This is a genomic window from Haloarcula sp. Atlit-7R, from assembly GCF_003666065.1.
Classification (GTDB): domain Archaea; phylum Halobacteriota; class Halobacteria; order Halobacteriales; family Haloarculaceae; genus Haloarcula; species Haloarcula taiwanensis.
Genome location: NZ_QXIK01000024.1, coordinates 1 through 22,758, shown reverse-complemented (window position 1 = coordinate 22,758; position 22,758 = coordinate 1). Strand labels below are relative to the sequence as shown.

The window sequence follows — 22,758 nt, the reverse complement described above, 5'->3', positions numbered from 1 at the left end:
TTTCCCCGGTATGAATGAGCCAGACCCCGTCGACAGCTGGCCTCACCGCCCGTTCTCACCGGCGGAAGCCAGTGCCCTGCTGGACGACATTGACGGTGCTGCTGCGGTCTGGGTGATGCACCACGACAACGACGTTCGGTCAGCTATCGTTCTCGATAATGCTCCTGAGGACGCAGCCATCGACATCATCGTCGAGACCGACGTTGGCTTCGAGATGTACAGTTACACGAGCGGCGTGTGGCTGAATTACGGTACGCAGCGGAAAGACGACCCGGATGCGCCGCCGATGGCAGGGACGCTTGACAGCTACGATGTTCTCGCTGGCGAGTCTGAGACAGCCTGACCAGTGCGGTTCATCGACACCGTCGTTGCTGGGGCGAAACGGCCCGTGCCACCCGCGTACCGATACGCTCGAAAAGTAATCATTAAACGGCGCGGCGACTGACCGTCCTGATATGCAACGACGAGCCGCGGCGGCGTACTTCGCGTTCTTCCTCGTTATCAGTGTTGCTGCGTACGCCTACATCGGCGTCGCGGAGAGTCAGCGGCCGACGGTGTCGCTCGACGCTGACGCCGAACTGACCAACGAGAGTACGTTCACTGTCGACGGAACGGAATACACAGCCACGAACATCCACATGTCCGGTGGCGGTGGCGGCCACGGCGGCGGTGGCGGGGGAAGTATGGCAGCTGACCTCTCGTGGACGAACGAATCGTCACAGTACACTGCGACGTTAGAGCACAACGCCACGACGACGTATCAGAACGACACCTACCGCGTACACACTGACAGCAACGAGAGTACGGTGACTCTCGAAGAGGAACTCAACGTCAGTGCGCTCCTCGCCGAGGACGCCTCGGTCAAGAACACGCTGGCAACCCAGAACGGAACTGAGTACGTGGTCTACCGGTCGAACAACACGCAGGTCCCACTGAGTGAATGGCTCCCTGAGCCGGAGACAGTGACGTTCTCCGTCGGTGATACCTACCCGTACGCGACCGACAGCGGTACCCAGGAGACCACTATCTCTGAAGTGACCGCCGACGGTGCAACGCTCGAATGGTTCGCCCCGCGTGAGAACACAGTCGAACTTTCGGAGGGTGGAAACGTCACGCTGAACGAGCAGCAGTTCTTCGCCCACTTCCCGGACCACAGCACCGTCCAGATCGTCCCGATTCAGCAGTACGACCAGTACCAGGCGACGCTTGACAAGCAGGACTACTTCCACGAGCGCAAGAACGGTATCTGGGGCGTCTCGATCCTCTCGGGCATCGCGGCCGTGCTGATGTTGGGAATGGCGTATATGCCCGTCCGCGGATAACAACGACGTCTGTTTCCGGCTTTTTCAACGACTGACTTACGCGTCGGCTGCCCAGGTGATGTACGCCAGACCGACTCCGATCACACCCATCAGGCCCGCCGCGACCATCTGTACAATCGCCGCTGCCATTGAGGCGTGCGTCTGCCAGGGTGTGCCGGCGACCGCCGCGAGCGTCGCGACGACGAGCAATACACCGACAGTGACACCTAGCGGGCGCAACGGCTGCGTGAGTACGCGCTGAACCGTACCGGTCGTTCCGTCCATACTGGTGCCATTTGCTGTCTGAGTGGTAAATGAACCGGTCTCGAACTATACACTGTCGCGCCGCTTGTCTATAGAACGGCGTGTCGGGAGAGAGTTGAACCGGAGCCAGACGCGCTCATTCGTTGCGCGCGACTGCAGGGTTCAACGCCCTCCGTAGCGTTACCACTATTCACTGTCGTTCATAGGGTAACGGGCCGGGAGGGAGTTGAACCCCCGACCATCTGGTTAAAAGCCAGACGCTCTGCCTAACTGAGCTACCGGCCCTCGCTATTCGCTCGGGGGAGCGGCGATTAAGACCTTACGGTCCGTCGTCGAAATACGATTCGATAGCTTCACTGATGACCTCACCTGGGGACGCCCCGTCGAGTGCGGCCTGCCGGCGGAGTCGACAGTAGGCGTCGCGGCCGAGTTGTGTCCGCATCTCACCCAGCGCGTATCCGTTTCTGGCGAGTGCCGCGTCTACGGACGCGCCGTCGTTGACGCTGCTGGCAACGGAGCGGATCTGGCGGACAGTGAGGTCGTGGTCGAGGGCGGCCCACGCCAGCAGGAGGCGGGATTCGCCGGAGACTCTGGCGATGTGCTTGGCCGCCGTCGGCGCAATCTCTCCCTTGGCGACGTGAATGCGCACGGAGCGCGGGAGATCGTGCACCCGGGACCACTTGCGGATGAACGAGACCGACGCCTCGCCACCGGCCCGCTCGGCAGCGGCCTTGTAGGACCCTTCACCACGGACCAGGGCTGCACACGCGGCCGCGCCTCGTAGAATGAACACGTTGTCGTCGGCGCCGGCGGTGTTCTCGGAGAATTTCTTGACTGTCTTGGCGGCGAGTTCGAGGCTCTCGGGGTCGTCGGGATCGAACTCGATAGCCTCCTCGGGTCGCTGTCCAGTGAGTGCTGGGTCGCCGCGGATGACCGGTTTACCGACCGGTGATTCGCGGTCGGTCGATGGAACGTAGTTATCGGGCCCCTCAGGCATCGATATGTGTTTGGGGAGCGCCGCACAAAAGTACCCCGTACAGGGGTGTCATGCAGGCTATTGTAAGTAATTCCCGGATGTTACCGACCCGGTGTCGGCGCAATCAGTGCCCAGTCTGTATCAGTCGTCAGATGCGCTCTCGCGCTCTTCGCTCATGTGCTCCCAGATTTCTGTGCAACCGCAGCCGTCCTCGACGTTATCGAGGTGGTCTGTGGTCGGCTCTTCGCGTTCGGCGTCATCGTCGTGGGTCTGTTGTGCGTTCGTCATCGTTTCAGTCACAGCAGCGACCTACGTGGCCGCCACGTGGTGTCGTACTCCTCCATAACGCCCCCATTATCTTAAACACGGACTCTCCTGTAAGCTTGGCCCGCACTGCGACTTACAGGCAACATTTAGTCCCATCTCGTACAGAACCCAGGAAATAGTGGGCCACTATATTTGATGCAGTTACCGCATGACTGCGACGGATTCGACCTGACCGCGGTGATACTTGCGACCGCCGATGGCCTCAGGTGTCTCGGGAATCTAATGAGATGTAATGACGACTGACGTTCACCAGCTCGACGACGGGGCCTGGATCTCCGTCAACGACTCGCGGGAAGTGAACGTCTCGGACCTGTGGCTGCTGGCTCGAAGCGGCTTCTGTGGGTGTGAGACGACGGATTTACTCGCTGAGGGGTTCGTGGAAGTGGGCGTTGATTACCCGGACATTCAGGCACGAATAGCCGGCCAGTGTATCGCCTGCGGTGAAAGCGGCGTTACCGACTGGTTGACCGTCGGCCGCGTCGTAGATCCCGATTCCGGCGAGTTCTACGGTGTTGTCCACGAGAGCATCCATTTTCCGGAGAAACGAACCCGGCTTGCGAACTCTGAAGAATAGGCAACAATATCTTGTTTCGGGGAGTGGGGGAGACGGTTGACGGCAAAGTGTGTTGTATAAGTCTGTGAGACTTGTGAGAGAATACATTAGCTATGCCCAGTAAAGTCGAGAAATGGAAAGACGAGGTTTACGGCAACGAGATACGGGAGCATCTGATGGAGTTCGCGGAGAAGGGCTGGGACGCCATCCCGGAGGACGAACACGACGCCTGGTTCGAGCGCTTCAAGTGGTGGGGCCTGTACCACCAGCGCTCCGGGCAGGAGTCGTATTTCATGATGCGTATCGGGACGCCCAACGGCGTCATCAAGCCGGGACAACTGGAGGTCATCGGCGAAATCGCAAAGGAGTACGCGACCGGTCCCGCCGACAACCCCGAGTTCGGCGAGGCCTACTGCGACTGGACGACCCGCCAGAGCATCCAGCTCCACTGGATCAAACTGGAGGACATTCCGGAGATTTTCGAGAAGCTCGAAGCCGTCGGCCTCGGCACACAGCAGGCCTGCGGTGACTCCTGGCGCAACATCGTCGGCTGTCCTGTCGCTGGCAAGGACAAGCACGAGCACGTCGACGCCTGGCCCGTCGCCGAGGACCTCCACGAGACGTTCAAGGGCAACGACGACTACTCGAACCTCCCGCGCAAGTGGAAGGTTGCCATCGCCGGCTGTGACGAGGGCTGTGGCCAGGGCGACATCAACGACCTCGCTTTCGAGCCTGCGGAAAAGGACGGCGAACTCGGCTTTAACGTCCGTATCGGCGGCGGCCTCTCCCGCAAGGAACCGCGCCTCGCCCGCGATATCGACGTGTGGGTGCCGCCGGAGCAGGCCGCCGACGTGGCCCACGGCATGTCCGCGCTCTTCCGCGAGTACGGCGACCGCGAGGACCGCTTCAACGCCCGCATCAAGTTCCTCATGGACGAGTGGGGCCCCGAAAAGATGCGCTCGGTCCTGCAGGAGGAGTTCGTCGACTTCGAACTGCCGACCGCCGGCGAGGACATGCGCGACCAGTACAGCTACAACACCGGGTCCCAGGACGGGCACAACGACCACGTCGGGATTCACGAGCAGAAGGACGGCAACTACTACGTCGGCCTGAACGTGCTGGTCGGCCGCATGGGTGCCGACGACGTGCTCGAACTCGCCGAACTCGCCGACGAGTACGGCTCCGGCGAGGTCCGTCTGACCCAGCGCCAGAACATCATCGTCACCGACGTGCCCGAGGAGAACCTCGACGAGTTCACCAGCGAACCCCTGCTCGAACACTACTCCCCGGACCCGTCGCCGTTCATGCGCGGCTCCATCGCCTGCACGGGCACGGAGTACTGCTCGCTCTCCATCGTCGAGACGAAGAACCGCCAGGTGCGGTACGCCCGCTGGCTCAAGGACAACGTCGAACTCCCCGATGACCACAAGGACTTCCACATCCATCTCTCGGGCTGTACGGCCTCTTGCGCCCAGCCCCAGATCGCCGATGTGTCCCTGCGTGGGATGAAGACCCGCAAGGACGGCGAACCGGTCGAGGCCCTCGACATCGGCCTCGGCGGCGGCCTCGGCGACGACCCGCGCTTCGCCGACTGGGTGGAGATGCGGGTCCCCGCCGACGAGGTGCCCGGCGCTATCAAGAACCTCGTCAACAACTTCAAGGACGCCCGTGAGGGCGGCGAGACGTTCCGCGACTTCGTCGCGGACCGCGACGAGGAGACGCTGGCCGAGATGGTTGAACCCGAAGAGACGGACTACGACGATCCGTACATGCACAACACGAAGATGACGTGGTACCCCTACGCAGAGGACGACGACATGCAGTCCTCGCCCGCACCCACGAACGGCCAGGGCGAGCCACTTCCCTCTGACGACTAAGACGCACTACTGGGCACTCTCGGTTCGATTTTCACCGAATCGTGCGGTTGTCCGCGTTCTCTACTAACTCTCACACGCAGGTGTGGCCGGGAGCGCGCTCCGTCGCGCGACCCGGGGAAAGGTAGGTCTACCTCTGAAGGGGGACACAAGTTTTGCAGTCGCTGTTGTGAGCATACCGCGAGCGAAGCGAGCGGTTTCACGCGAATCGCGACGCGATTCGCGCTTTTTTCATCGACGTTTTTTCGCCGGGGTTGAGCGCTCGCCATCGGCGAGCGCGATGCCCCGGTGAAAAAAGGTCGTTGGTAAGCCTTATTCGCGGCACTGGCGTATCGGTATGTGGCAGCGGGAGGCCGGCTCCCGTGGCGCAAGCCATGAGGAAAGTCCCCCCACCTGTCGGACAGGTGACCGGGCGCAAGCCCGGGGCGGGAGACCGTCGGCTCTGGAACAGCAACGACACGTCGTCGCCGGACCGATGAGGTGTGCGAATCCCGAGCGAGGCGACTCGTGCCCCACCAGACGGTGCGGCACGCCGCCAAAGCGAGGGAGAGGTAACCCACCGAGGGCAGTTGCGACCCGGTGACTCCGGGGCGCATTCCGTGGGCCGTCTCTGACGCCCCACGCTTCCGGCGACGGACCGATGGAACGGCGAAACCTCACCGGTGCAAGGCCGCGTCGACAGGTAGTCCGACGCTGCGCGCAAGCGCTGGACGTGGCCGCTCAGCCGAATGCTGGCCCGAACAGAAGGGGGCTTACTCCCCGCAGCCGCGTTATACACTCAGACACAGGTAGTGTAACCGCTGAGCTGGTGAGACACAGGCAACGAGATGCTTCTCTGTCTCCCACCGATCGACACTGTTGCGTGGTTCGTGTCCGGGTGTATCGCCGCCGAGTGACAGGTACGATGGGTGTAAGCTTGTGCTGGCCTCACGGTGAGTAGCTACCCGTCTCAATCATCCGTCTCCTGTTTGGCGCGGTTTCCGGGGCCGCTCGGGAAGAAGAACTCCTGATCAGCCTCGGTTTTGAAGCGGTCGAGCACTTCGCCCAGCGGGCTGGCGTACTGGCTGAGCTTTTCGGCCTGTCCGGTGACTTCGTTCAGCTCGGCCGCCTGCTCCTCTGCGGCCCCGGCAACCGTTTCGGCCTCTGCGGTCGTCTCGTTACTGACCGCTGCGACCTCGGACACCATCGACGCGACACCTTTGATCCGGGACAGTGGCTCGGTCATGTCGAGTTCGGAGTGGTCCTCGGCGTACCGTTCGAGCGTCTCGGCGACGGCGTCCATCTCCGTCGAGATGGTTTCCAGACGGTCTTGCTGTTCGCTGGCGTCGATAGAGACGCGCTGGATAGACTCCGCAATCTGCTCCGAGGCATCCTGCAGGCTGTATGCGCTCGATTCAATTGTCTTGCCGGTCTCGGCAACCTCGTCGGCAAACCGGGTAAGCTGGCCCGTCGTCTTCTCCAGTTCGTCGATCATCTCGTTGAAATCGGTGGCGATGCGGTCCATTGCGTCGTTTTCGCCGTCCGGTTCCAGCCGTACGGTAAGATCACCGGCCGCGCACTGCTCCATGACCGTGGAGTACTCGTCGGCTCGCTTCTGGAGGTAGTCGTTCACTGCGACGGCCTCGGCGCGGGACACCTCCGCTTCCTTCCGTGCGCGCTCGGCTGCCTCGATCTGGTCCTGTAGTGCGACCCGCATTGCGTCGAAGGAGTCTGTCAACCGACCGATCTCGTCCACTCGGTCCGTTTCACAGGCCACGTCGAGTTCACCTTCGCGCATTTGCTCTGTCGTCGCCGTGAGGTCGCTGAGCGCTGACCCGGTTCGGCGGCCGATAACGAGCATCGCGCCGCCGAGGACGACGAGCGGCAGTATCACGAGTGCACCGATGGTTCGGGTCAGTTGGTTCCGAAGCGCGTACGCCTGCTGTCCGGGGACGTGCGTGACGACGGTCCAATCGGTGTTGTCGACGGGCGCGTAGCCCACTGCCGTCTCTGACCCGCGGGCGAATCCCGCCTGATTCGAGGATAGTGCGCCGTCAGGGACAGACACACCGGCGTGGTCCTGCCCATAGACGAGCGGCCCGTCGGCGTCGCGGACGGTCGTGAACGCACCATCCGTGGTCTGCTGGAAGCCGCCCCAGGTCGACAGCGCCGCCTCGACGACCACGACGTGTTCGGTGTTACGCGGTGGCGCACTGATGAACGCGACGACGGGCGTTCCGTCAGTCGCGTTGTACGGCGTGTCGGCGACGTAAACGGACGACACGGTGTCAGTCCCGTTATCGACAGTTGCCGCGTTATCGGCCCACGGGACACCACGCGACTTCATTTCGGTGCCTTCCACTCCGGGGTCAGTGCTTGCAAGGATGGTCGCGTTGCTGATCTTCACGTAGTGGATCGCGACGATATCCGGCCGGGCGTCTTGGAGTCGATTCAGGAGGTACCGTTCGATCTCGTCCCGCTGACCGCGCTGAAACGGCGCTGCCTCTGAGATTGTGCGCGTCTGGTGTCCCAGCCCGTCGACCCAGCTGTCGAGTTCGTTCGCCTGCAACTGTGCCGTCGCGGTCACTTGCTGTTCAACCTGGCCATCGAGCGTGGCCGTTGCGCTCGCGCTGAAGTAGACTCCGACGCCCGCCGTCAGCGCCATCGCGAGAACTACGACCGCGACGTACTTGTAGACGAACCGCCGCCGTATCGCGCCCGGAACGAGTCGTGACAGCGACCCATCTCCTGATCGTGACATGTTACAGACGGCTTAACGGGTGGTAATAAACTCCTATTCTACGTACAGTTTATAGCTACGTACTCGCACACTGAGTGATATATAGCTGGCCCGTAGGCAACATCATAGTCGCCATGACTGAATCACGCAGTTCAAATCTTGCGGACGGCCGTCGGCAATGAGTAGCGGGTCCGATGGTTACAAGCCCGCGCCGGCCACATGCTGGAGTATGACTGCAGCCGACCTCATCGACGCCGTCCGTGACGACCAGCAGACGGAACTCTCCCGACTGGGCTCCTCGAAGACGCTCTATGCAGACACCCGCGGCGAGATGGACCCGGACGCGGTACTGGCGGCGGCGGCCGCCCGCGAGCAGGCGGCGCACGCAACCTTCGACGCCTGGAGCGACGACGACGCCGACGACGACGCGGCCGCGCTGTTTGCCGACGCGGCGGACGAGACGGCCGAGCGCCGCAACGGCATCGACGCCGAACCGGTCGACCGGACACCGGCGATGCACGACGTACTCGACGACCTCGATGGGACCGTCCAGCGCCTGGGCGGGTTCGTCGGCTGGTCGCTCGTCGACAAGAAAGTCAAAGAGCAGTACACCGGTTTCTTTACCGGGCAGGCGGACCCACAGACTGCGAGTACGTTCCGTAGCGCTGGCAGCGACGTGGTGGACCTCCGCGAGGACGCTGTCGACCTACTCGACGCAGTCTGTGAGAGCGATGACGACTGGGACGCCGCGGAGGCGGCCGCTATCGACGTTATTTCGACGGCCTACGACGAGTACTTCGAGACACTTGAAGACCTCGGCGTGAATCCGAAGCCGGTCTGCTAACTCTTTACGAACCACGCGGCTCAAGTCTATCCAGCCCGATATGTGGGTAATGAGCGACACCGGCGGCCCACTCTCTATCGACCGACCAGATGTCGACCGCGAGTTCCGTGTCGATGCCCCGTTCGACCCCGCGGGCGACCAGCCCGAGGCCATCGAAGGGCTCGCGTCGGGCTTCCGGCAGGGAATGGACCGACAGACCTTGCTCGGTGTGACCGGTTCCGGGAAGACCAACACCGTCTCCTGGGTCGTCGAGGAGATCCAACAGCCCACGCTGGTCATCGCCCATAACAAGACTCTCGCGGCCCAACTGTACGAGGAGTTCCGCGAGCTGTTCCCGGACAACGCCGTCGAGTACTTCGTCTCTTACTACGACTACTACCAGCCCGAGGCCTACGTCGAACAGACGGACACGTTCATCGATAAGGATGCCTCCATTAACGACGAAATCGACCGCCTGCGCCACTCGGCGACGCGTTCGCTGTTGACCCGCGACGACGTGATCGTCGTTGCGTCGGTGTCGGCCATCTACGGCCTCGGTGACCCGCGCAACTACATCGACATGTCCCTCTCGCTGGAGGTCGGGCAGGAAATCGAGCGCGACGACCTCCTCGGTCGCCTGGTCGACCTGAACTACGAGCGCAACGACGTGGACTTCACGCAGGGAACCTTCCGCGTGCGCGGGGACACGCTCGAAATCTACCCGATGTACGGCCGCTACGCCCTGCGGGTGGAGTTCTGGGGCGACGAGATAGACCGGATGCTGAAGGTCGACCCGCTGGAAGGCGAGGTCAAAAGCGAGGAGCCGGCTGCGCTGATTCACCCGGCGGAGCACTACTCGATTCCTGAACAGCGACTCCAGCGGGCTATCGAGGAGATTGAGGAACTGCTGGACCAGCGCATCCGCTACTTCGAGCGCCAGGGCGACCACGTCGCCGCCCAGCGTATCGAGGAGCGGACCACCTTCGACATCGAGATGATGCAAGAGACGGGCTACTGTTCGGGCATCGAGAACTACTCGGTCCACCTCTCGGACCGCGAGACGGGCGAGGCTCCCTACACCCTGCTGGATTACTTCCCCGACGACTTCCTCACCGTCATCGACGAGTCCCACCAGACGCTCCCGCAGATTCGCGGCCAGTTCGAGGGCGACAAGAGCCGCAAGGAGAGCCTCGTCGAGAACGGCTTCCGCCTGCCGACGGCCTTCGACAACCGTCCGCTCACCTTCGAGGAGTTCGAGGAGAAGACCGACCAGACGCTGTACGTCTCCGCCACGCCCGGCGATTACGAGCGCGACCACAGCGACCAGGTCGTCGAACAGATCGTCCGCCCGACTCACCTCGTCGACCCGGCCGTCGAAATCGCCTCCGCGACGGGGCAGGTCGAGGACCTGCTCGAACGCATCGACGAGCGCGTCGAGCGCGACGAGCGGGTGCTGGTGACGACGCTGACAAAGCGGATGGCCGAGGACCTCACGGAGTACTTGGAGGAGTCCGGCGTCGACGTGGCCTACATGCACGACGAAACGGACACGCTGGAACGGCACGAACTCATCCGGTCGCTCCGGCTTGGCGACATCGACGTGCTGGTCGGCATCAATCTCCTGCGGGAGGGCCTGGACATCCCAGAGGTCTCCCTCGTCGCTATCCTCGACGCCGACCAGGAGGGCTTTCTCCGCTCGGAGACGACGCTCGTCCAGACGATGGGGCGCGCAGCTAGAAACGTCAACGGCGAAGTGGTGCTGTACGCCGACGAGCAGAGCAACGCCATGCAGTCGGCCATCGAGGAGACCCAGCGCCGCCGCCGCATCCAGCAGCAGTACAACGAGGAACACGGCTTCGAGCCGACCACCATCGAGAAGGAGGTCGGCGAGACGAACCTGCCGGGGAGCAAGACCGATACCGGCGGTATCTCCGGTGACGGGGCAAGCGACGCCGACGAGGCCGCCCGCCAGATCGAACAACTGGAGGAGCGAATGCAGGAAGCCGCGGACAATCTGGAGTTCGAACTGGCCGCGGACATCAGAGACCGCATCCGCGAGCTGCGCGAAGAGTTCGATCTCGACGGCGGCGACGACAGCGACGGCGTGCCGGCACCCGGGCCGGAGTTCTGACGGTCCGGTTCGGACCGCTCATCTGGGGAACCGGTTTGTACCCTGAAGTGAAATGGTACGTATCTCGATGACTGTCCCGTCGGAAGAGGCCATGCTCGACTCTATCCGTTCTCTGGGCAGCGGCATCTCGCCGTCTGGACTCGTCGTCGCCGGCCTCGGTTTTTTTCTGACCCGCTTCACGGTCACGCTGGCGGTCAGCGACGGCTCGGTGGCGTTCGTCTTCGGCGGTGTGTTGCCGCTGATGCTCGGTCTGGGGCTGTCTGCGTTCGGTGTCGCCCTTGCCGTCGGCGAGTTCGAACGCGCCTTCGTGCGGACGGTCACGCTGTGGTGTCTCGCTGGCACTGGCGCGATGTTCGTCCTCGTTCTGGTGACGCTGGTCGGAAACGGCGGCATGGGGCCGCTGTCCGCCGGAGGGAGCCGGACGTATCTCTCAAACTTCCTCATCGGTGGCGGCGTCGGCGGGGCGCTCACCGGCGTCTACGCCGGTCGGTCGAACCGGCAGCGACACGAACTCGAACAGCAGGCCGCCAGGCTGGACCTGGTCAACCGCATCCTGCGTGACCGGGTGCTGAACGCGCTGACGGTCATCCGGGGCCGGGTAGAACTCGCGGAGTCGCGGGACGGTATCAGTACGGCTGCGGTCCTGTCGGTCATCGACGACCGTTCGGCCGGCGTCCAGCAGGTCGTCGAGAACATGAAACACATCACCCACGGCGGCGCCGACCTGTCGCTGGATGCTGTCCCCGTCGTCCCATGCGTGGAGTCGGGCCTCGACGCTGTCCGGGAGGCCCACCCATCTGCCGACTACGACCTTCAGGCCGACGTACCGCCGGACCTTCGAGTGCAGGGTAACACGATGCTCGATAGCCTCGTCGCGCATCTGGTCGAGAACGCGGTTGTCTACAATGACAGCGACACGCCCCACGTTGAGGTTGTGGTCACTGCTGCCGAGGACACTGTCACCATCAACGTCAGCGACAACGGCCCGGGGCTGCCCGAGCGGCAACTTGACCTGCTCGCCCGCGGTGAGATCGGCTCGTACGAGGACCGCTCGACTGGCTTCGGGCTGGACCTCGTTCGCTTGCTCGTCCGGAGCTACGGCGGGCAGACGGCGGCGACCGTTACGGACGGCGGAACGACAGTCACGCTGGCGCTGCCGCGCGTTTCGGTCGAGGAGGGCGTCGTGAGGGCCACATCCGACGAGGTGCTGGGACTCTCACCGCGCCGTCTGGGCCTCGCCGTCGGAGCGTCGCTCGTCGCCGCCGTCGTCATGGGCGTCACGATGCAGGCCCTCTCCGGTGGTGTCCCCGTCATCGGAGCGCTGTACGGCGTCCAGAACCCACTGGTCGGGTGGGTCACCCACGGCTTCCACAGCGTCGTCTTCGGACTGGTGTACGCCGCACTGGTCAGAACCGTGCCGGACCATTTCTCCGACAGACGCCGATACTACGGGGTCGCCCTCGGCTGGTCGGTCACGCTCTGGCTCGTGGCAGCCGGGCTCGTCATGCCGGTGTGGCTCTCACTCGTTGGTATCGAGGCGAGCCTCCCGAATCTCACCGCGACGGCACTCCTGTCTCACCTCCTCTGGGGCGGGTCCCTGGCCGCGCTCTACCGCTACGGCTGCCGTGTCTGGCCTCCCTGACCCGCGGACGCGACCAACGCCAGGCCGAACCCTGCTATCATCTGCATTTGGACTAATACAACCAAAATTGTTTTACGCGCTACTGTAGTTGTATAGCGTGATGTCCCGCGTCTCGCTCCCACACGATGCGAAGGCCGGTCCCACCAAGCCGGAGGTCCGGGCCGTCCTCGCCAGCAAACTCGCTCTCACCGGGTCCGACCACTTCGCGGAGGTCGGTTCCTGTACCGGTGCCGTCACCATCACGGCGGCGCGCCGGGCCGGGCGGGTCACTGCGCTCGAACGCAAGGGGAATCGACTCGACGTGACTCGCAAGAACCTCGCCGCCAACGACGTCGACGCCGACGTCGAACTCCGCGAGGCAGAGGCCCCGGAGGGGCTGCCCGACGACGCCGACGCCCTCTTCCTGGGCGGGTCGCGCAACTACGAGGCCGTCCTCGACCACGCGGTCGAGACCGGCGTCGATCGAATCGTGATGAACGTCTCGCGGCTCGAAGTCGCCGGCGCGGCGACGGAGGCCTTCCGCGAGCGCGACATCTTAGAGGAGGTCGTCCAGTTCCAGGTGAGCCACGGCTACGAACTCGCCGGCGCGACGAGCTTCGACTCGGAGAACCCCGTGTATATGCTCGTCGGCAGCGCCAGCGAGGACGTGGCCGCTGACGGCGCAGGCGGACCGAGTGACGCCGAGACGGCCGACGGAGGGGCGCGATGACCCTCTACGGCATCGGTCTCGGCCCCGGCCAGCCGGACCTCGTGACGGTCCGGGGCAAGCGCGCGCTCGAATCGGCCGACGTGGTGTACTCGCCGGGGCGGCTCTCGCGGTCGGTCGCGACCGAGCACGTCCCCGAGGAGCGCATCGGCGACCTCGACTTCCCGATGACACGCGACGAGGAGAAGCTCCGGGCGGCTTGGAAGGACGCCGCCGCCGAAATCGCGCCGACGGCCCGCGACGGCGACGCCGCCTTCGTCACGCTGGGGGACCCGAACGTCTACTCGACGTTCGGCCACCTCCGGCGGACCCTCGCCGCCTTCCACCCCGAGGTCGACCTCGAAGTGGTGCCCGGCGTCAGCGCCATGTCGGCGTTTGCGACGGCGCTGGGCGTCGAAATCACCGCCGGCTCCAGCCTGGCCCTGCGAGAGGCCGACCGCGGCACGTCCCCGACCGGTCCCGACCGGATGATTCTGTTCAAGGTGACCGACGCGCCAGCTACCCACGAGGGCCTTGTCGAAGCCGGCTACGACGTTGTGTACGGCCGCCGGCTGTTCATGGAACAGGGCGAGACGGTCGTCACCGACGACCCGACCGACATCGACGAGCGAGACTACTACACGCTGGCCTACGCCGAGAAGCCCGAGACGCGCGTCGAGCAGGCGACCGATGCCTTCCTCGAAGCGGCCGACGAGAGCGGCGTCGTGACCGACGGCGGTGAGAACGGCTCCGGGGAACTCCTGCGACAGGAGCGCTCTGAAGCCGCCCTTTGCGGCGACGAGGTGCAGCATGACTGATGAGACTGGTGAGACGGACCCACAGACGGCGATTGACTCCGTCGCCGGGAACCGAGACGACCGCGTCTACGAGTACAGCGCCGGCGACGAGCAGGAGGGCATCCCCTTCGTCGGGGCCGGCCCGGGCAACCCTCGATTGTTGACCGTCGCCGGCCGCGAACTGCTGGCCGACGCCGACCTCGTGGTCCACGCCGGCTCGCTCGTCAACAGCGAACTGCTGGAGGAGTACTGCGACGACGCCGAGACGGTCTCCTCTATCGGCAAGGACTTGGAGGAGCTGATTCCGCTGATGCGGGACGCCTACGAGGCCGGCGACTCCGTCGTTCGCCTCCACAGCGGCGATCCCGCCATCTACGGGGCCGCGCTGGAGCAGATGGACGCACTGGAACACGAGGGCGTTCCGACCTACATCGTCCCCGGCGTCACCTCTGCCTTTGCCGCCAGCGCAACGATGCGCACGCAGTTGACGCTGAACGAGGTCGCCAACCACGTCGCCTTCACTCGCCCGCAGGGCAAGACGCTGGACGAAGACGAGGACCACATCTCTGAGTTCGTCGGCATGGGCGACGTGACGACGTGCATCTATCTGGGGACCCACGCCGTCAGCGAGACCATGGACCGCCTGCTCGAAGACGGCCACGACCCCGAAACCCCGGTAGCGGCTATCTACCACGCATCCTGGCCCGACGAGGACGTCATCGAGGGGACCATCGAGACCATCGGCGAGAAACTGGAAGACGCCGGCTATCGCGCCTCGGCGATGGTCGTTATTGGGGATGCTGTCGGCGGCGAGGACTACGAGCGCTCCTTCCTCTACGGCGACTGGGCCAACCGGGGGAGCGATGCGGATTCACAGGAGGCTGACGACTGATGAGCACTGACACAGACAACGAATCCAGTTCGAACAGTTGCAAAGCACCCGATTCAGACGGCGAAGTAGCCGAAGACATCGCCATCGTCGCCTTCGAGCGGAAGATGGACACCGCCGAAGATATCGTCGACGGCATCGGCGACCGCTACGAGTCTATCGACATCCTCGAATACCACGGCGACGTGTTCGAGGAGCACTGGGGCGAGTACGACTGCTTCATCGGCCTGATGGCGAGCGGTATCGCGATGCGTAAGACCGCACATCTGCTCGACGACAAGTGGGACGACCCCGCAATCTGTGTGGTCGACGAGGAACTCACCTGGGCCATCCCCATCACCGGCGGCCACCACGGCGCAAATCAGGTCGCCGACGACCTCGCAAGCATGGGCGCGGTGCCGGCGATGACGACCGCAAGCGAGGCCGCCGACAAGCAGGGCGTCGAGAAGCAGGCGAAAGCGCTCGATGCCCACGTCGTCAACGGCGACTCGACCGTTGCGACGAACCTCGCCGTGCTGGACGACGAACTCGGCCCAATCGAGCGCCTCGACGGGCCGAAGGCCGTGCTGGTCGACGACGACGTGACTGTCCTGAAGCGCAACAAAGACGACGGCGTCGTGCTCGGCTGTGGCAGCGTCGCCGGCGCTGATGTCGAGCAGTTCCACGCAGCCTGGGAACAGGCGCTGAACGAGGCCGACCTCGACCGCGGGGACGTGGAGTTCGTCGCAACAGGCACCCGGAAAGCCGACGAGGAAGGCATGCTCGCCGCTGCCGAAGAGTGGGGGCTGGGCGTCATCGCCTTCGAGAAGGAGACTCTGGAGGAGTTCGAGGGACCGACGCCCTCCCGGTCGAAGGAACTCATCGGCTGGCCGGGCATCGCCGAGGCGTCGGCTATCGCCGCCGGTCGCGACCACGACCTGCTGGCCGAGAAGACCCGCTACGACGAGGCCGTGACCGTCGCTATCGGGGAATAGAGTCCCTTCCCTTCCGAGAATTGGGTTTTTAGTTCCGATCTTCCGTCGCCGAACGACTGCTGAACTATCTCTGGCGGCGACTGCACGACTGTTCCGAGTTCCTGTCTCCGTACAACTCTCAACTTATTTATTATGTGCACCTGTGGTGATAAATGGCGCATGACAACACTACTCGAAGACAAGACGGCGGTCGTCACGGGCGGCGCGAGCGGGTTCGGCCGGGCCATCTGCCGACGGTACGCGGAGCACGGTGCTGACATCATTGTCGCGGACCTGCAGGAGGCACCCCGTGAGGGCGGCGAACCGACACACGAACTGGTCAACGCTGAGACCGACCGCGAAGCGCACTTCGTCGAATGTGACGTGACGAACCCCGACGATCTGGAGGTAGCCGTCGCTGCGGCCGAGGAGCTGGGCGGTATCGACATCATGGTCAACAACGCCGGTATCTCCGAGATAGCGGACTTCTACGAGACCACGGAGGAGGACTACGACCGGCTGATGGACGTGAACACGAAAGGCGTGTTCTTCGGCGCGCAGGTCGCGACCGAGGCGATGCGGGAGAACGGCGGCGGCACTGTCATCAATATGTCCAGCTCCGGCGGCATCCGCGGCACCGGCCTGCTGGTCAACTACTGTACTTCGAAGGGCGCGGTCCGACTGTTTACCTACGCACTCGCGGATCGTCTGAGTAACTACGACATCCGAGTCAACGCTATCCACCCGGGCTACAGCAAGACCCAGATGTTCGAGGACGAGCGCATCGACGACACGACGAAGATGATGCTGAAGGAACTCATCCCCTCAGGTCGCTTCGGCGAACCCGAAGAGATCGCCGACGTGGCGACGTTCCTTGCCAGCGATATGGCCTCCTACGTCAACGGCGAGAGCCTCGTCGTCGACGGAGGGCTGTCGAACACCTGACCGCGGGGGTATCGAACTGTTTCCGGCGTGAGTCTCCGACGTGAGTGTGATTGGACAGCCACTGTTTTCGACGCTTCTGTGACTCGGGTACAACCAAACTACTTCCTCTCAACACATACGATTGAACTAGTACAAGCAAAATTGTTTTATGCGAAAGCGGCGTTGTACTCACCATGCGCCACAGTATCGAGATTCGACCGGCTGCCCTCGGAGACCGAGGATGAGTAGCGACGGACGCCAGTCGACAGCGGCCGCGGCTGAGGCGACGCGTCCAGCCGACTACGGGACGCTGTACGTGGTCGGTATCGGGCCGGGGCTCCCCCACGACATGACCCAGCGGGCGAAAGACGTTATCCAGACCGCTGACTGTATCATCGCCTCGAACCTCTATCAGGAGTTCCTCCGGAAGGACGGCACGCTCCCGCCCCAATCGGCTGAACTCGACGGCGAAACCGACGACGGCGCGGTCGCCGACGAGGAGGGAACCGTGCTGGAGCGGCCCGACGGCAGCCGCCAGACCCTCATCCGGTCGTCGATGGGCAAGCAGGTCAAACTCGCCCGCGAGGCCTTCGAGCGGGTCCGGGCCGGCGAGGACATCGCCCACGTCTCCGGGGGCGACCCGAACGTCTACGGGAAGTCTGACCTCCTCTTTACGATGGCCGACGCCGACGACGCCGACGACGTGCCAATCAAAATCGTCCCCGGCGTGACCGCGGCGCTGTCGGGTGCGGCCAACCTCGGCGCGCCGCTGTCGAACGATTTCTGTACCATCTCGCTGTCGGACAAGTGGCGCGGCTGGGACGAGATTGAGGAGAAGCTGCGCGCGGCCGCAATCAGCGGCTTCGTCGTGGTGCTCTACAACTGTTGGCGCGACTACGAGCGAGCCGTCGATGTTCTGCGGGAGGAACGGGCCGACGACGTGCCTGCCGCCATCGTCAACGACTCCGGCCGCGGCGAGGCCGGGCGCAATCTCGACGACGAGACGGAGACGATTACGACGCTCGGCGACCTGCCCGACCACGACGACAAGGTCGGTGGCATGGGTTCGTCTATCGTCGTCGGTACCCACGAGACCGAAGTCTGGCGCAACGACTACCAAGAATTCCTCGTCACCCCGCGTGGCGGGCGTGACGTCGACGACTTCTGACAATGAGCACTGACAATACTACCGACGCAAGTACCGAGACAGAATCGAAGTGCGGGGCAAGCGAGGCGAGTTCGTCCACAGAAACGACACCGGACACGGGCGACGACACGGCCTCGAAGTGCGGGGCCTCGTCGTCCACGTCCCCGTCGTCCAGCAGCAGTTCCTGCGGCGCGTCCTCCTCCAGCGACTCGGACGAGGAGGAGGTCGGCGCGACGGTCGACGACTTCGACGCCGAGCCGGGCCAACTCATCGCCGTCGGCCTCGGCCCCGGCCAGCCGGAGGGGATGACCGCCCGCGCCCGGTCCGCCCTCATAGACGCCGAGCACATCGTCGGCTACACGACCTACGTCGAACTGCTTCCCGACGAGGTGACCGACGCCGCGGAGGACATCTACAACACGCCGATGTGCGGTGAAGTGTCTCGAACGGAAGAGGCAATCGACCGTGCGCTGGCGGGCAACGACGTGGCCATCATCGGCAGCGGTGACCCGAACGTGTATGCACTGGCCGGCCTCGCGCTGGAGATAATCGAATCTAAGGGCGCGACGGCGACGATGCTCGACTTCGACGTGGTGCCGGGCGTCCCGGCGGCCCAGTCCTGTGCGGCCCGCGTCGGCGCGCCGCTGGTCAACGACACCGTCTCAATCTCGCTGTCGGACCACCTCACCGACATGCCGACCATCGAATCGCGGCTCCACGCCGCCGCCAAGGAGGGCTTCACCATCACCATCTACAACCCGTGGAGTCGCAAGCGCCGGGACAACTACGAGAAGTGCTGTGAAATTCTGCTGGAGCACCGCGACCCCGAGACGCCGGTCGGCGTCGTCCACGCCGCCGGCCGAGAGGACGAGCAGGTCGAAATCGTCGAACTCGGCGAACTGCCCGAACTCGGCGAAACTGACCTCGTGGACATGACCACTACGCTGCTCGTGGGCAACGAGGACACCTACGTCTGGGACGACCGGATGGTGACCCCGCGGGGCTACGAAACCAAGTACGACTACTGATGTACCGAATCACTATCGACCGCAAGGCCTGCGACGGCGTGTTCGCCTGTCTCGTCCGTGACGCCCGCTTCGTCGAGGATAGCGAGGGACTGGCGGCTATCGAGACGGACGACCAGACGGCAATCGAGGCCACCTTCGACGACGACCGGCGGGACGATGCCGAGCAGGCCGCTGCGGCCTGTCCGCTGGATGCGATTCACGTGGAATCCGTCGAGGAGGACGCCGGGGCCGCCGATACATCTGCCGCCACCGACCACGAGGAGGTCCAGCCATGAGCGTCGAAACGGGTGCGCCAAACGATATGCTCGCAGCCCACCCCGAGACGGCGTACTTCTGGGGTCGGGTCACCGGCGACGGCGAGTGCGAGGACAGCTGTATCACCGTCCGGACGAACGACGAAACGGCCGCTCGGCGGCTCGCTTCCATCGCTGGTGCGGAGCGGGCCGACCGCCGCATCGTCGAGCGGGCGTATGCCCACGACACCTCGATTACCCGTCAGGAGGAGGAGTTCACCGTCCAAGTCGTCGGCGGGCTGGCCGACCGCGCCAGCGCGGCGCTTGGCCTGCCGTTCGAGGGCGACTCGGGCGGCTACCGCTTCGACGCGCTAGCCGACTACGACCGGCAACTCCTCCGGGGGCTGCTCGAAGGCTGTGGCACGGTCTGTTTCAAGTCCGACGACGACGCCGTCGGCATCTCCTTTGTCCACGAAGACGAGCGACTCCTCCGGACGATACAGACGCTGCTCGACCGCTGTCCGGTCGACGCGCCCTACGATGACCTCTCGGAAACGTCCTCAGGCTACTGGTTCGGCGTGGACGACGACGCGGCACCTGCCCTCGGCGACTGGCTGTACGAGGGTAGCGAGGAGACGGGGCTGTTCGCGCCCAGCCGGCGGCGCAAGCTCCGGAAGAGTATCGAACGAGTCCGATGAGCGAAGCCATCAGCGCGCCGGAGACGCTGGACGACGAGGCGGTCCTGCTCGTCGGCCACGGCTCCCGGCGCGAGAAGTCCAACGAACAGGTCCGCGACCTCGCGGTCGAACTGGAAGGGCGACTCGGCCTCCCCGTCGACGCGGCCTTCCTCGAACTCGCGGAGCCGGCCATCGACGAGGCCATCGCGGGGCTGGCCGGGGCGGTCTCGGAAGTGTCGGTGGTCCACCTCTCGCTATTCGCCGCCAGTCACGTCAAAAACGACGTGCCCCTGGCCGTTGAGCAGGCTCGGGAAGCCCACCCCGAACTGACCATCAATAACGGCGCACACCTGGGTGTCCATCCCGCCCTGCTTGACCTGCTGGACGACCGCGCGGCGGCCGTCGAGGCCGAACTGGGCGTCGACCGCGAAGACGACGACGTGGCCGTCGTGGTCTGTGCCCGCGGCTCCAGCGACCCGGACGCCAACGCCGACGCACACAAGCTCGCCCGCCTGCTGTACGAGGGCCGCGAGTTCTCGCGGGTCGAGGCGTCGTTCATCGGCGTCACCGAGCCGCTACTGGACGAGACGCTGCACGACATCGCCAAGAGCCGGCCCGACGCCGTCGTCGTCGTGCCGTACATGCTCGGCGACGGCGTGCTGACCGGCCGTATCAAGGACGGCGCACGCGAGTTCGACGAGGAGTATCCCTACGTCGACGCCGCTCCCGGCGAACCGCTGGGGACCGACACGCGCCTGCTGGACGTGCTTGGCGACCGCTGGCAGGAAGCCCGCACGGGAAGCGTCGAGATGTCCTGTGACACCTGCAAGTACAAGGTCGAGCTCGACGGCTACGAGGAGGACCAGGGCGGCGCTCGCGCGATGCTCCGGGCGCTGACCCACCAGGCGGAACACGCCGACCGCGAGAACGTTGACGACGACCCGCACGTCCACGACGCCCCCGAAAAGCACGTCGCCGTCTGCACGAACCAGACCTGCGCGCAGGACGGCGCGCCGGCGGTCCTCGAACGGCTCCGCCAGGCCGCCCGCGACAGCGACCAGTGCGACGCCCGAATCACGCGGTCGTCGTGTCTCGGGCGCTGTGGCGAGGGGCCGATGGTTGCCGTCTACCCTGACGGCGTCTGGTACGGCGGCGTCGAGGACGAGGACGCCGCCGACATCGTCTCCTCGCACCTGGACCGTGACCGCATCGTGAGCGAGCTTGTCGACCAGACGCTTTGAAAACACAACCCCGATTCAATACACACATGAGCTGCTATGAAATCGAGGCCCTCCGACTGGGCCTCATGAACGTCCTCGGTACCGAAGACGACCACGCCCGCCAGCACGCCGAACAGGAGCTGGAGGGCCACATGACCGGCCCCATCGAGGCCCTCGCGGGCGCGGAGACGCTGGCCGCCATCGAGCGCCACCTCGACGCCGCACTCGTGGACCTTGAAGAAGAGATCGCCGCGACTGATGAGGACGACCCCGAATACGACTACCTCCGAGGTCGACTCGTCGCCGTCCGCGACGCCGAGCGGGCGGTGTCGCGCATCACCATGCAGGGCGAGGATGTCCTCGCCGGACTCGGTGAGGCCCACGACGTGCTCCACGAGGCCTTCCCGGTCGATGAGTAGCCAGCGCACCCCGACCGTCGACCTCGGGGACGTGACACCGGCCCGCTCGCGCCATCAGGGCCGCCGCTCGGCGGTCACGCTGACGAATGGCTTCGCGGTCGTCGGCACCGCTGACGGGGACCTGCAGGCGTTCGACGCCGCGAGCGATGGCCCGCCACACCGGCGCTGGCAGTACGACACGGACGGCGAACCGAGCGTCGTCTCGGCGGTGCCCTTCGACGGCGGTGTCGTCGTCGGCGAACGCAGCGCCCGCGGCGAAATCCGCTGTCACGATGCCGACGGAAACCTGCGCTGGCGCTACGAAACCAGAACAGACCTGGGCGAGGCGCAGCAGGAGACGCGCTTCCTGCTCCCCTTCGTGGCCAGCCTCGCCACTGACGGCGACCGCTGCTACGCCGCAACGCGCCGGTACGAGCGCCGGACCGACGCGGACGGCGACGACGTTCGACACTTCGAGAGCGTCGTCTACGCCTTCGGACCTGACGGAACCGTCGACTGGATGTACCGGACCGACGGCTCCCCCATCTCGCTCGACGCCGACGAGAACCGCGTCGCTGTTGCATACAACCGGTGTCCCGGAGACCACCAGCACGGCCTCGTCGTACTCGACGCCGACGACGGCAACCCGGGCTGGATGTGGGACCCCGGGACCGACGGCCAGCGCCGCGTCGGTGATGTCGCGCTGCTTGATGAGGGCGCTGTCGTCTCCAGCCACGGCGACTACTGTGGCTACCGGCTCGACAGCGGCGGTCGGGAACGATGGCGCGTTCCGCTGGCGACGCCGACCGACGTGGCCGGCGACACCGTCTACGCGTACCCGAACCACGTCCACGCGACTGACGGGGGCGCGGTGTTCGTCACCGGTAACACCTACCCCGAGGACGGCCGCGAGACGGACGCCCGCCACCCGAACGAGCACACTGCCGTCGGCGTCTCGGCCGACGGCGACCGCCGCTGGGACGCCCCTGTTGGCGGCTTCGCCAGCGGGCTGGGGACTGACGGCTCGCTACTGGCTGTTCCCGGCGCGCAGAACTTCCGGGATCGCGACGCCGACGACCACGCGCTTCGGCTGTTCGATGTCACAGACGGCCCTGTCGACACGCTGGACACTGACGGCGTCGTGACGGCGGCGGCAGTCTCCGACGGAACCGCCGTCGCCGTCGAGGAGCCGGTCGT

The 22,758-nt window shown here is 64.9% G+C and carries 23 protein-coding genes, 1 tRNA gene and 1 other RNA gene; 20 read left to right on the top strand and 5 right to left on the bottom strand.

All coding sequences use genetic code 11. The features are described from left to right. The first annotated feature begins 10 nt into the window (after nucleotides 1-10). On the top strand, nucleotides 11-343 hold the full coding sequence (locus D3D01_RS21650) for a hypothetical protein (protein WP_121513732.1): 333 nt from the start codon (nucleotides 11-13) through the stop codon (nucleotides 341-343). A gap of 112 nt (nucleotides 344-455) precedes the next feature. Continuing rightward, a complete protein-coding gene (locus D3D01_RS21645; protein ID WP_121513731.1) occupies nucleotides 456-1,322 on the top strand; it encodes a hypothetical protein in 867 nt (288 codons plus the stop codon). A gap of 36 nt (nucleotides 1,323-1,358) precedes the next feature. On the opposite strand, the gene D3D01_RS21640 is transcribed toward D3D01_RS21645, so the two are convergent. From D3D01_RS21640 to D3D01_RS24390, 4 genes are all read right to left on the bottom strand, one after another. Further along, nucleotides 1,359-1,586, bottom strand: coding sequence for a hypothetical protein (locus tag D3D01_RS21640; protein WP_121513730.1), 228 nt, complete (start codon nucleotides 1,584-1,586; stop codon nucleotides 1,359-1,361). A gap of 190 nt (nucleotides 1,587-1,776) precedes the next feature. Next, nucleotides 1,777-1,850, bottom strand: a tRNA-Lys gene (locus tag D3D01_RS21635). A gap of 34 nt (nucleotides 1,851-1,884) precedes the next feature. Further along, on the bottom strand, nucleotides 1,885-2,562 hold the full coding sequence (locus D3D01_RS21630; protein ID WP_121513729.1) for a hypothetical protein: 678 nt from the start codon (nucleotides 2,560-2,562) through the stop codon (nucleotides 1,885-1,887). 120 nt (nucleotides 2,563-2,682) lie between these two features. Next, complete coding sequence (locus tag D3D01_RS24390) at nucleotides 2,683-2,829, bottom strand: hypothetical protein (protein WP_008311379.1); 147 nt, start codon at nucleotides 2,827-2,829, stop codon at nucleotides 2,683-2,685. A gap of 271 nt (nucleotides 2,830-3,100) precedes the next feature. On the opposite strand from D3D01_RS24390, the gene D3D01_RS21625 reads away from it, so the two are divergent. The 3 genes from D3D01_RS21625 (at nucleotide 3,101) to rnpB (ending at nucleotide 6,062) form a co-directional block, all read left to right on the top strand. Beyond that, nucleotides 3,101-3,442: a hypothetical protein gene (locus D3D01_RS21625; RefSeq protein ID WP_121513728.1), complete on the top strand. Its 342-nt coding sequence runs from the start codon at nucleotides 3,101-3,103 to the stop codon at nucleotides 3,440-3,442. A gap of 92 nt (nucleotides 3,443-3,534) precedes the next feature. Continuing rightward, complete coding sequence (locus D3D01_RS21620; protein ID WP_121513727.1) at nucleotides 3,535-5,298, top strand: nitrite/sulfite reductase; 1,764 nt, start codon at nucleotides 3,535-3,537, stop codon at nucleotides 5,296-5,298. Nucleotides 5,299-5,636: 338 nt separating this feature from the next. Further along, an RNA gene (rnpB, locus tag D3D01_RS21615) (RNase P RNA component) lies at nucleotides 5,637-6,062 on the top strand. Between the two features lie 182 nt (nucleotides 6,063-6,244). Here rnpB and D3D01_RS21610 read toward each other — a convergent pair. Further along, nucleotides 6,245-8,035, bottom strand: coding sequence for a HAMP domain-containing protein (locus D3D01_RS21610; RefSeq protein ID WP_121513726.1), 1,791 nt, complete (start codon nucleotides 8,033-8,035; stop codon nucleotides 6,245-6,247). Nucleotides 8,036-8,243: 208 nt separating this feature from the next. Between D3D01_RS21610 and D3D01_RS21605 the strand changes: the two genes are divergently transcribed. The 15 genes from D3D01_RS21605 to D3D01_RS21535 form a co-directional block, all read left to right on the top strand. Continuing rightward, on the top strand, nucleotides 8,244-8,858 hold the full coding sequence (locus tag D3D01_RS21605) for a rubrerythrin family protein (protein ID WP_121513725.1): 615 nt from the start codon (nucleotides 8,244-8,246) through the stop codon (nucleotides 8,856-8,858). A gap of 49 nt (nucleotides 8,859-8,907) precedes the next feature. Further along, complete coding sequence (gene uvrB, locus D3D01_RS21600) at nucleotides 8,908-10,968, top strand: excinuclease ABC subunit UvrB (protein WP_121513724.1); 2,061 nt, start codon at nucleotides 8,908-8,910, stop codon at nucleotides 10,966-10,968. 67 nt (nucleotides 10,969-11,035) lie between these two features. Further along, nucleotides 11,036-12,610 carry an ATP-binding protein gene (locus D3D01_RS21595; protein ID WP_233563592.1) on the top strand — a complete coding sequence of 525 codons (1,575 nt, stop codon included), beginning with the start codon at nucleotides 11,036-11,038 and terminating at the stop codon, nucleotides 12,608-12,610. A 100-nt stretch (nucleotides 12,611-12,710) separates the two neighbouring features. Continuing rightward, a complete protein-coding gene (cbiT, locus tag D3D01_RS21590) occupies nucleotides 12,711-13,319 on the top strand; it encodes a precorrin-6Y C5,15-methyltransferase (decarboxylating) subunit CbiT (RefSeq protein ID WP_101349034.1) in 609 nt (202 codons plus the stop codon). Next, nucleotides 13,316-14,113 carry a cobalt-factor II C(20)-methyltransferase gene (locus D3D01_RS21585; RefSeq protein ID WP_121513723.1) on the top strand — a complete coding sequence of 266 codons (798 nt, stop codon included), beginning with the start codon at nucleotides 13,316-13,318 and terminating at the stop codon, nucleotides 14,111-14,113. The genes cbiT and D3D01_RS21585 overlap by 4 nt, the downstream gene beginning before the upstream one ends. Further along, on the top strand, nucleotides 14,106-14,984 hold the full coding sequence (locus D3D01_RS21580) for a cobalt-precorrin-4/precorrin-4 C(11)-methyltransferase (protein ID WP_121513722.1): 879 nt from the start codon (nucleotides 14,106-14,108) through the stop codon (nucleotides 14,982-14,984). Before D3D01_RS21585 ends, D3D01_RS21580 begins: the two co-directional genes overlap by 8 nt. Next, nucleotides 14,984-15,955 (top strand): cobalt-precorrin 5A hydrolase, encoded by a 972-nt coding sequence (cbiG, locus tag D3D01_RS21575; protein WP_101349037.1) that lies wholly within the window; start codon nucleotides 14,984-14,986, stop codon nucleotides 15,953-15,955. The genes D3D01_RS21580 and cbiG overlap by 1 nt, the downstream gene beginning before the upstream one ends. A 159-nt stretch (nucleotides 15,956-16,114) precedes the next feature. Next, nucleotides 16,115-16,879, top strand: a complete 765-nt coding sequence (locus tag D3D01_RS21570) for an SDR family oxidoreductase (RefSeq protein ID WP_121513721.1) — start codon at nucleotides 16,115-16,117, stop codon at nucleotides 16,877-16,879. Nucleotides 16,880-17,099: 220 nt separating this feature from the next. Further along, nucleotides 17,100-18,026 carry a precorrin-3B C(17)-methyltransferase gene (locus D3D01_RS21565; protein WP_121513720.1) on the top strand — a complete coding sequence of 309 codons (927 nt, stop codon included), beginning with the start codon at nucleotides 17,100-17,102 and terminating at the stop codon, nucleotides 18,024-18,026. Nucleotides 18,027-18,028: 2 nt separating this feature from the next. Then, nucleotides 18,029-19,033 carry a precorrin-3B C(17)-methyltransferase gene (gene cobJ, locus D3D01_RS21560; protein ID WP_121513719.1) on the top strand — a complete coding sequence of 335 codons (1,005 nt, stop codon included), beginning with the start codon at nucleotides 18,029-18,031 and terminating at the stop codon, nucleotides 19,031-19,033. After that, nucleotides 19,033-19,308, top strand: a complete 276-nt coding sequence (locus D3D01_RS21555; RefSeq protein WP_121513718.1) for a ferredoxin — start codon at nucleotides 19,033-19,035, stop codon at nucleotides 19,306-19,308. The genes cobJ and D3D01_RS21555 overlap by 1 nt, the downstream gene beginning before the upstream one ends. Beyond that, nucleotides 19,305-19,964: a cobalamin biosynthesis protein gene (locus tag D3D01_RS21550; protein ID WP_101349042.1), complete on the top strand. Its 660-nt coding sequence runs from the start codon at nucleotides 19,305-19,307 to the stop codon at nucleotides 19,962-19,964. Before D3D01_RS21555 ends, D3D01_RS21550 begins: the two co-directional genes overlap by 4 nt. Continuing rightward, nucleotides 19,961-21,184, top strand: coding sequence for a CbiX/SirB N-terminal domain-containing protein (locus D3D01_RS21545; RefSeq protein WP_121513717.1), 1,224 nt, complete (start codon nucleotides 19,961-19,963; stop codon nucleotides 21,182-21,184). The genes D3D01_RS21550 and D3D01_RS21545 overlap by 4 nt, the downstream gene beginning before the upstream one ends. A 26-nt stretch (nucleotides 21,185-21,210) precedes the next feature. Beyond that, entirely contained in the window at nucleotides 21,211-21,582 is a 372-nt protein-coding gene (locus D3D01_RS21540; RefSeq protein WP_053966592.1) for a DUF3209 family protein, read from the top strand. After that, a partial coding sequence (locus D3D01_RS21535) for a PQQ-binding-like beta-propeller repeat protein (protein WP_121513716.1) occupies nucleotides 21,575-22,758 on the top strand: 1,184 nt, incomplete at its 3' end. The genes D3D01_RS21540 and D3D01_RS21535, both read left to right, overlap by 8 nt.

Excerpts from the sequence above, each read along its gene's own strand:
- D3D01_RS21625 (WP_121513728.1), top strand. The coding sequence starts at position 3,101 with ATGACGACTGACGTTCACCAGCTCGACGACGGGGCCTGGATCTCCGTC.
- cobJ (WP_121513719.1), top strand. The coding sequence starts at position 18,029 with ATGAGCACTGACAATACTACCGACGCAAGTACCGAGACAGAATCGAAG.
- D3D01_RS21580 (WP_121513722.1), top strand. The coding sequence starts at position 14,106 with ATGACTGATGAGACTGGTGAGACGGACCCACAGACGGCGATTGACTCC.
- cbiG (WP_101349037.1), top strand. The coding sequence starts at position 14,984 with ATGAGCACTGACACAGACAACGAATCCAGTTCGAACAGTTGCAAAGCA.
- D3D01_RS21650 (WP_121513732.1), top strand. The coding sequence starts at position 11 with ATGAATGAGCCAGACCCCGTCGACAGCTGGCCTCACCGCCCGTTCTCA.
- D3D01_RS21640 (WP_121513730.1), bottom strand. The coding sequence starts at position 1,586 with ATGGACGGAACGACCGGTACGGTTCAGCGCGTACTCACGCAGCCGTTG.
- D3D01_RS21540 (WP_053966592.1), top strand. The coding sequence starts at position 21,211 with ATGAGCTGCTATGAAATCGAGGCCCTCCGACTGGGCCTCATGAACGTC.
- D3D01_RS21610 (WP_121513726.1), bottom strand. The coding sequence starts at position 8,035 with ATGTCACGATCAGGAGATGGGTCGCTGTCACGACTCGTTCCGGGCGCG.
- uvrB (WP_121513724.1), top strand. The coding sequence starts at position 8,908 with ATGAGCGACACCGGCGGCCCACTCTCTATCGACCGACCAGATGTCGAC.
- D3D01_RS21630 (WP_121513729.1), bottom strand. The coding sequence starts at position 2,562 with ATGCCTGAGGGGCCCGATAACTACGTTCCATCGACCGACCGCGAATCA.
- D3D01_RS21585 (WP_121513723.1), top strand. The coding sequence starts at position 13,316 with ATGACCCTCTACGGCATCGGTCTCGGCCCCGGCCAGCCGGACCTCGTG.
- D3D01_RS21645 (WP_121513731.1), top strand. The coding sequence starts at position 456 with ATGCAACGACGAGCCGCGGCGGCGTACTTCGCGTTCTTCCTCGTTATC.
- D3D01_RS21605 (WP_121513725.1), top strand. The coding sequence starts at position 8,244 with ATGACTGCAGCCGACCTCATCGACGCCGTCCGTGACGACCAGCAGACG.
- cbiT (WP_101349034.1), top strand. The coding sequence starts at position 12,711 with ATGTCCCGCGTCTCGCTCCCACACGATGCGAAGGCCGGTCCCACCAAG.
- D3D01_RS21545 (WP_121513717.1), top strand. The coding sequence starts at position 19,961 with ATGAGCGAAGCCATCAGCGCGCCGGAGACGCTGGACGACGAGGCGGTC.
- D3D01_RS21565 (WP_121513720.1), top strand. The coding sequence starts at position 17,100 with ATGAGTAGCGACGGACGCCAGTCGACAGCGGCCGCGGCTGAGGCGACG.
- D3D01_RS21550 (WP_101349042.1), top strand. The coding sequence starts at position 19,305 with ATGAGCGTCGAAACGGGTGCGCCAAACGATATGCTCGCAGCCCACCCC.
- D3D01_RS21620 (WP_121513727.1), top strand. The coding sequence starts at position 3,535 with ATGCCCAGTAAAGTCGAGAAATGGAAAGACGAGGTTTACGGCAACGAG.
- D3D01_RS24390 (WP_008311379.1), bottom strand. The coding sequence starts at position 2,829 with ATGACGAACGCACAACAGACCCACGACGATGACGCCGAACGCGAAGAG.
- D3D01_RS21570 (WP_121513721.1), top strand. The coding sequence starts at position 16,115 with ATGACAACACTACTCGAAGACAAGACGGCGGTCGTCACGGGCGGCGCG.
- D3D01_RS21555 (WP_121513718.1), top strand. The coding sequence starts at position 19,033 with ATGTACCGAATCACTATCGACCGCAAGGCCTGCGACGGCGTGTTCGCC.
- D3D01_RS21595 (WP_233563592.1), top strand. The coding sequence starts at position 11,036 with ATGACTGTCCCGTCGGAAGAGGCCATGCTCGACTCTATCCGTTCTCTG.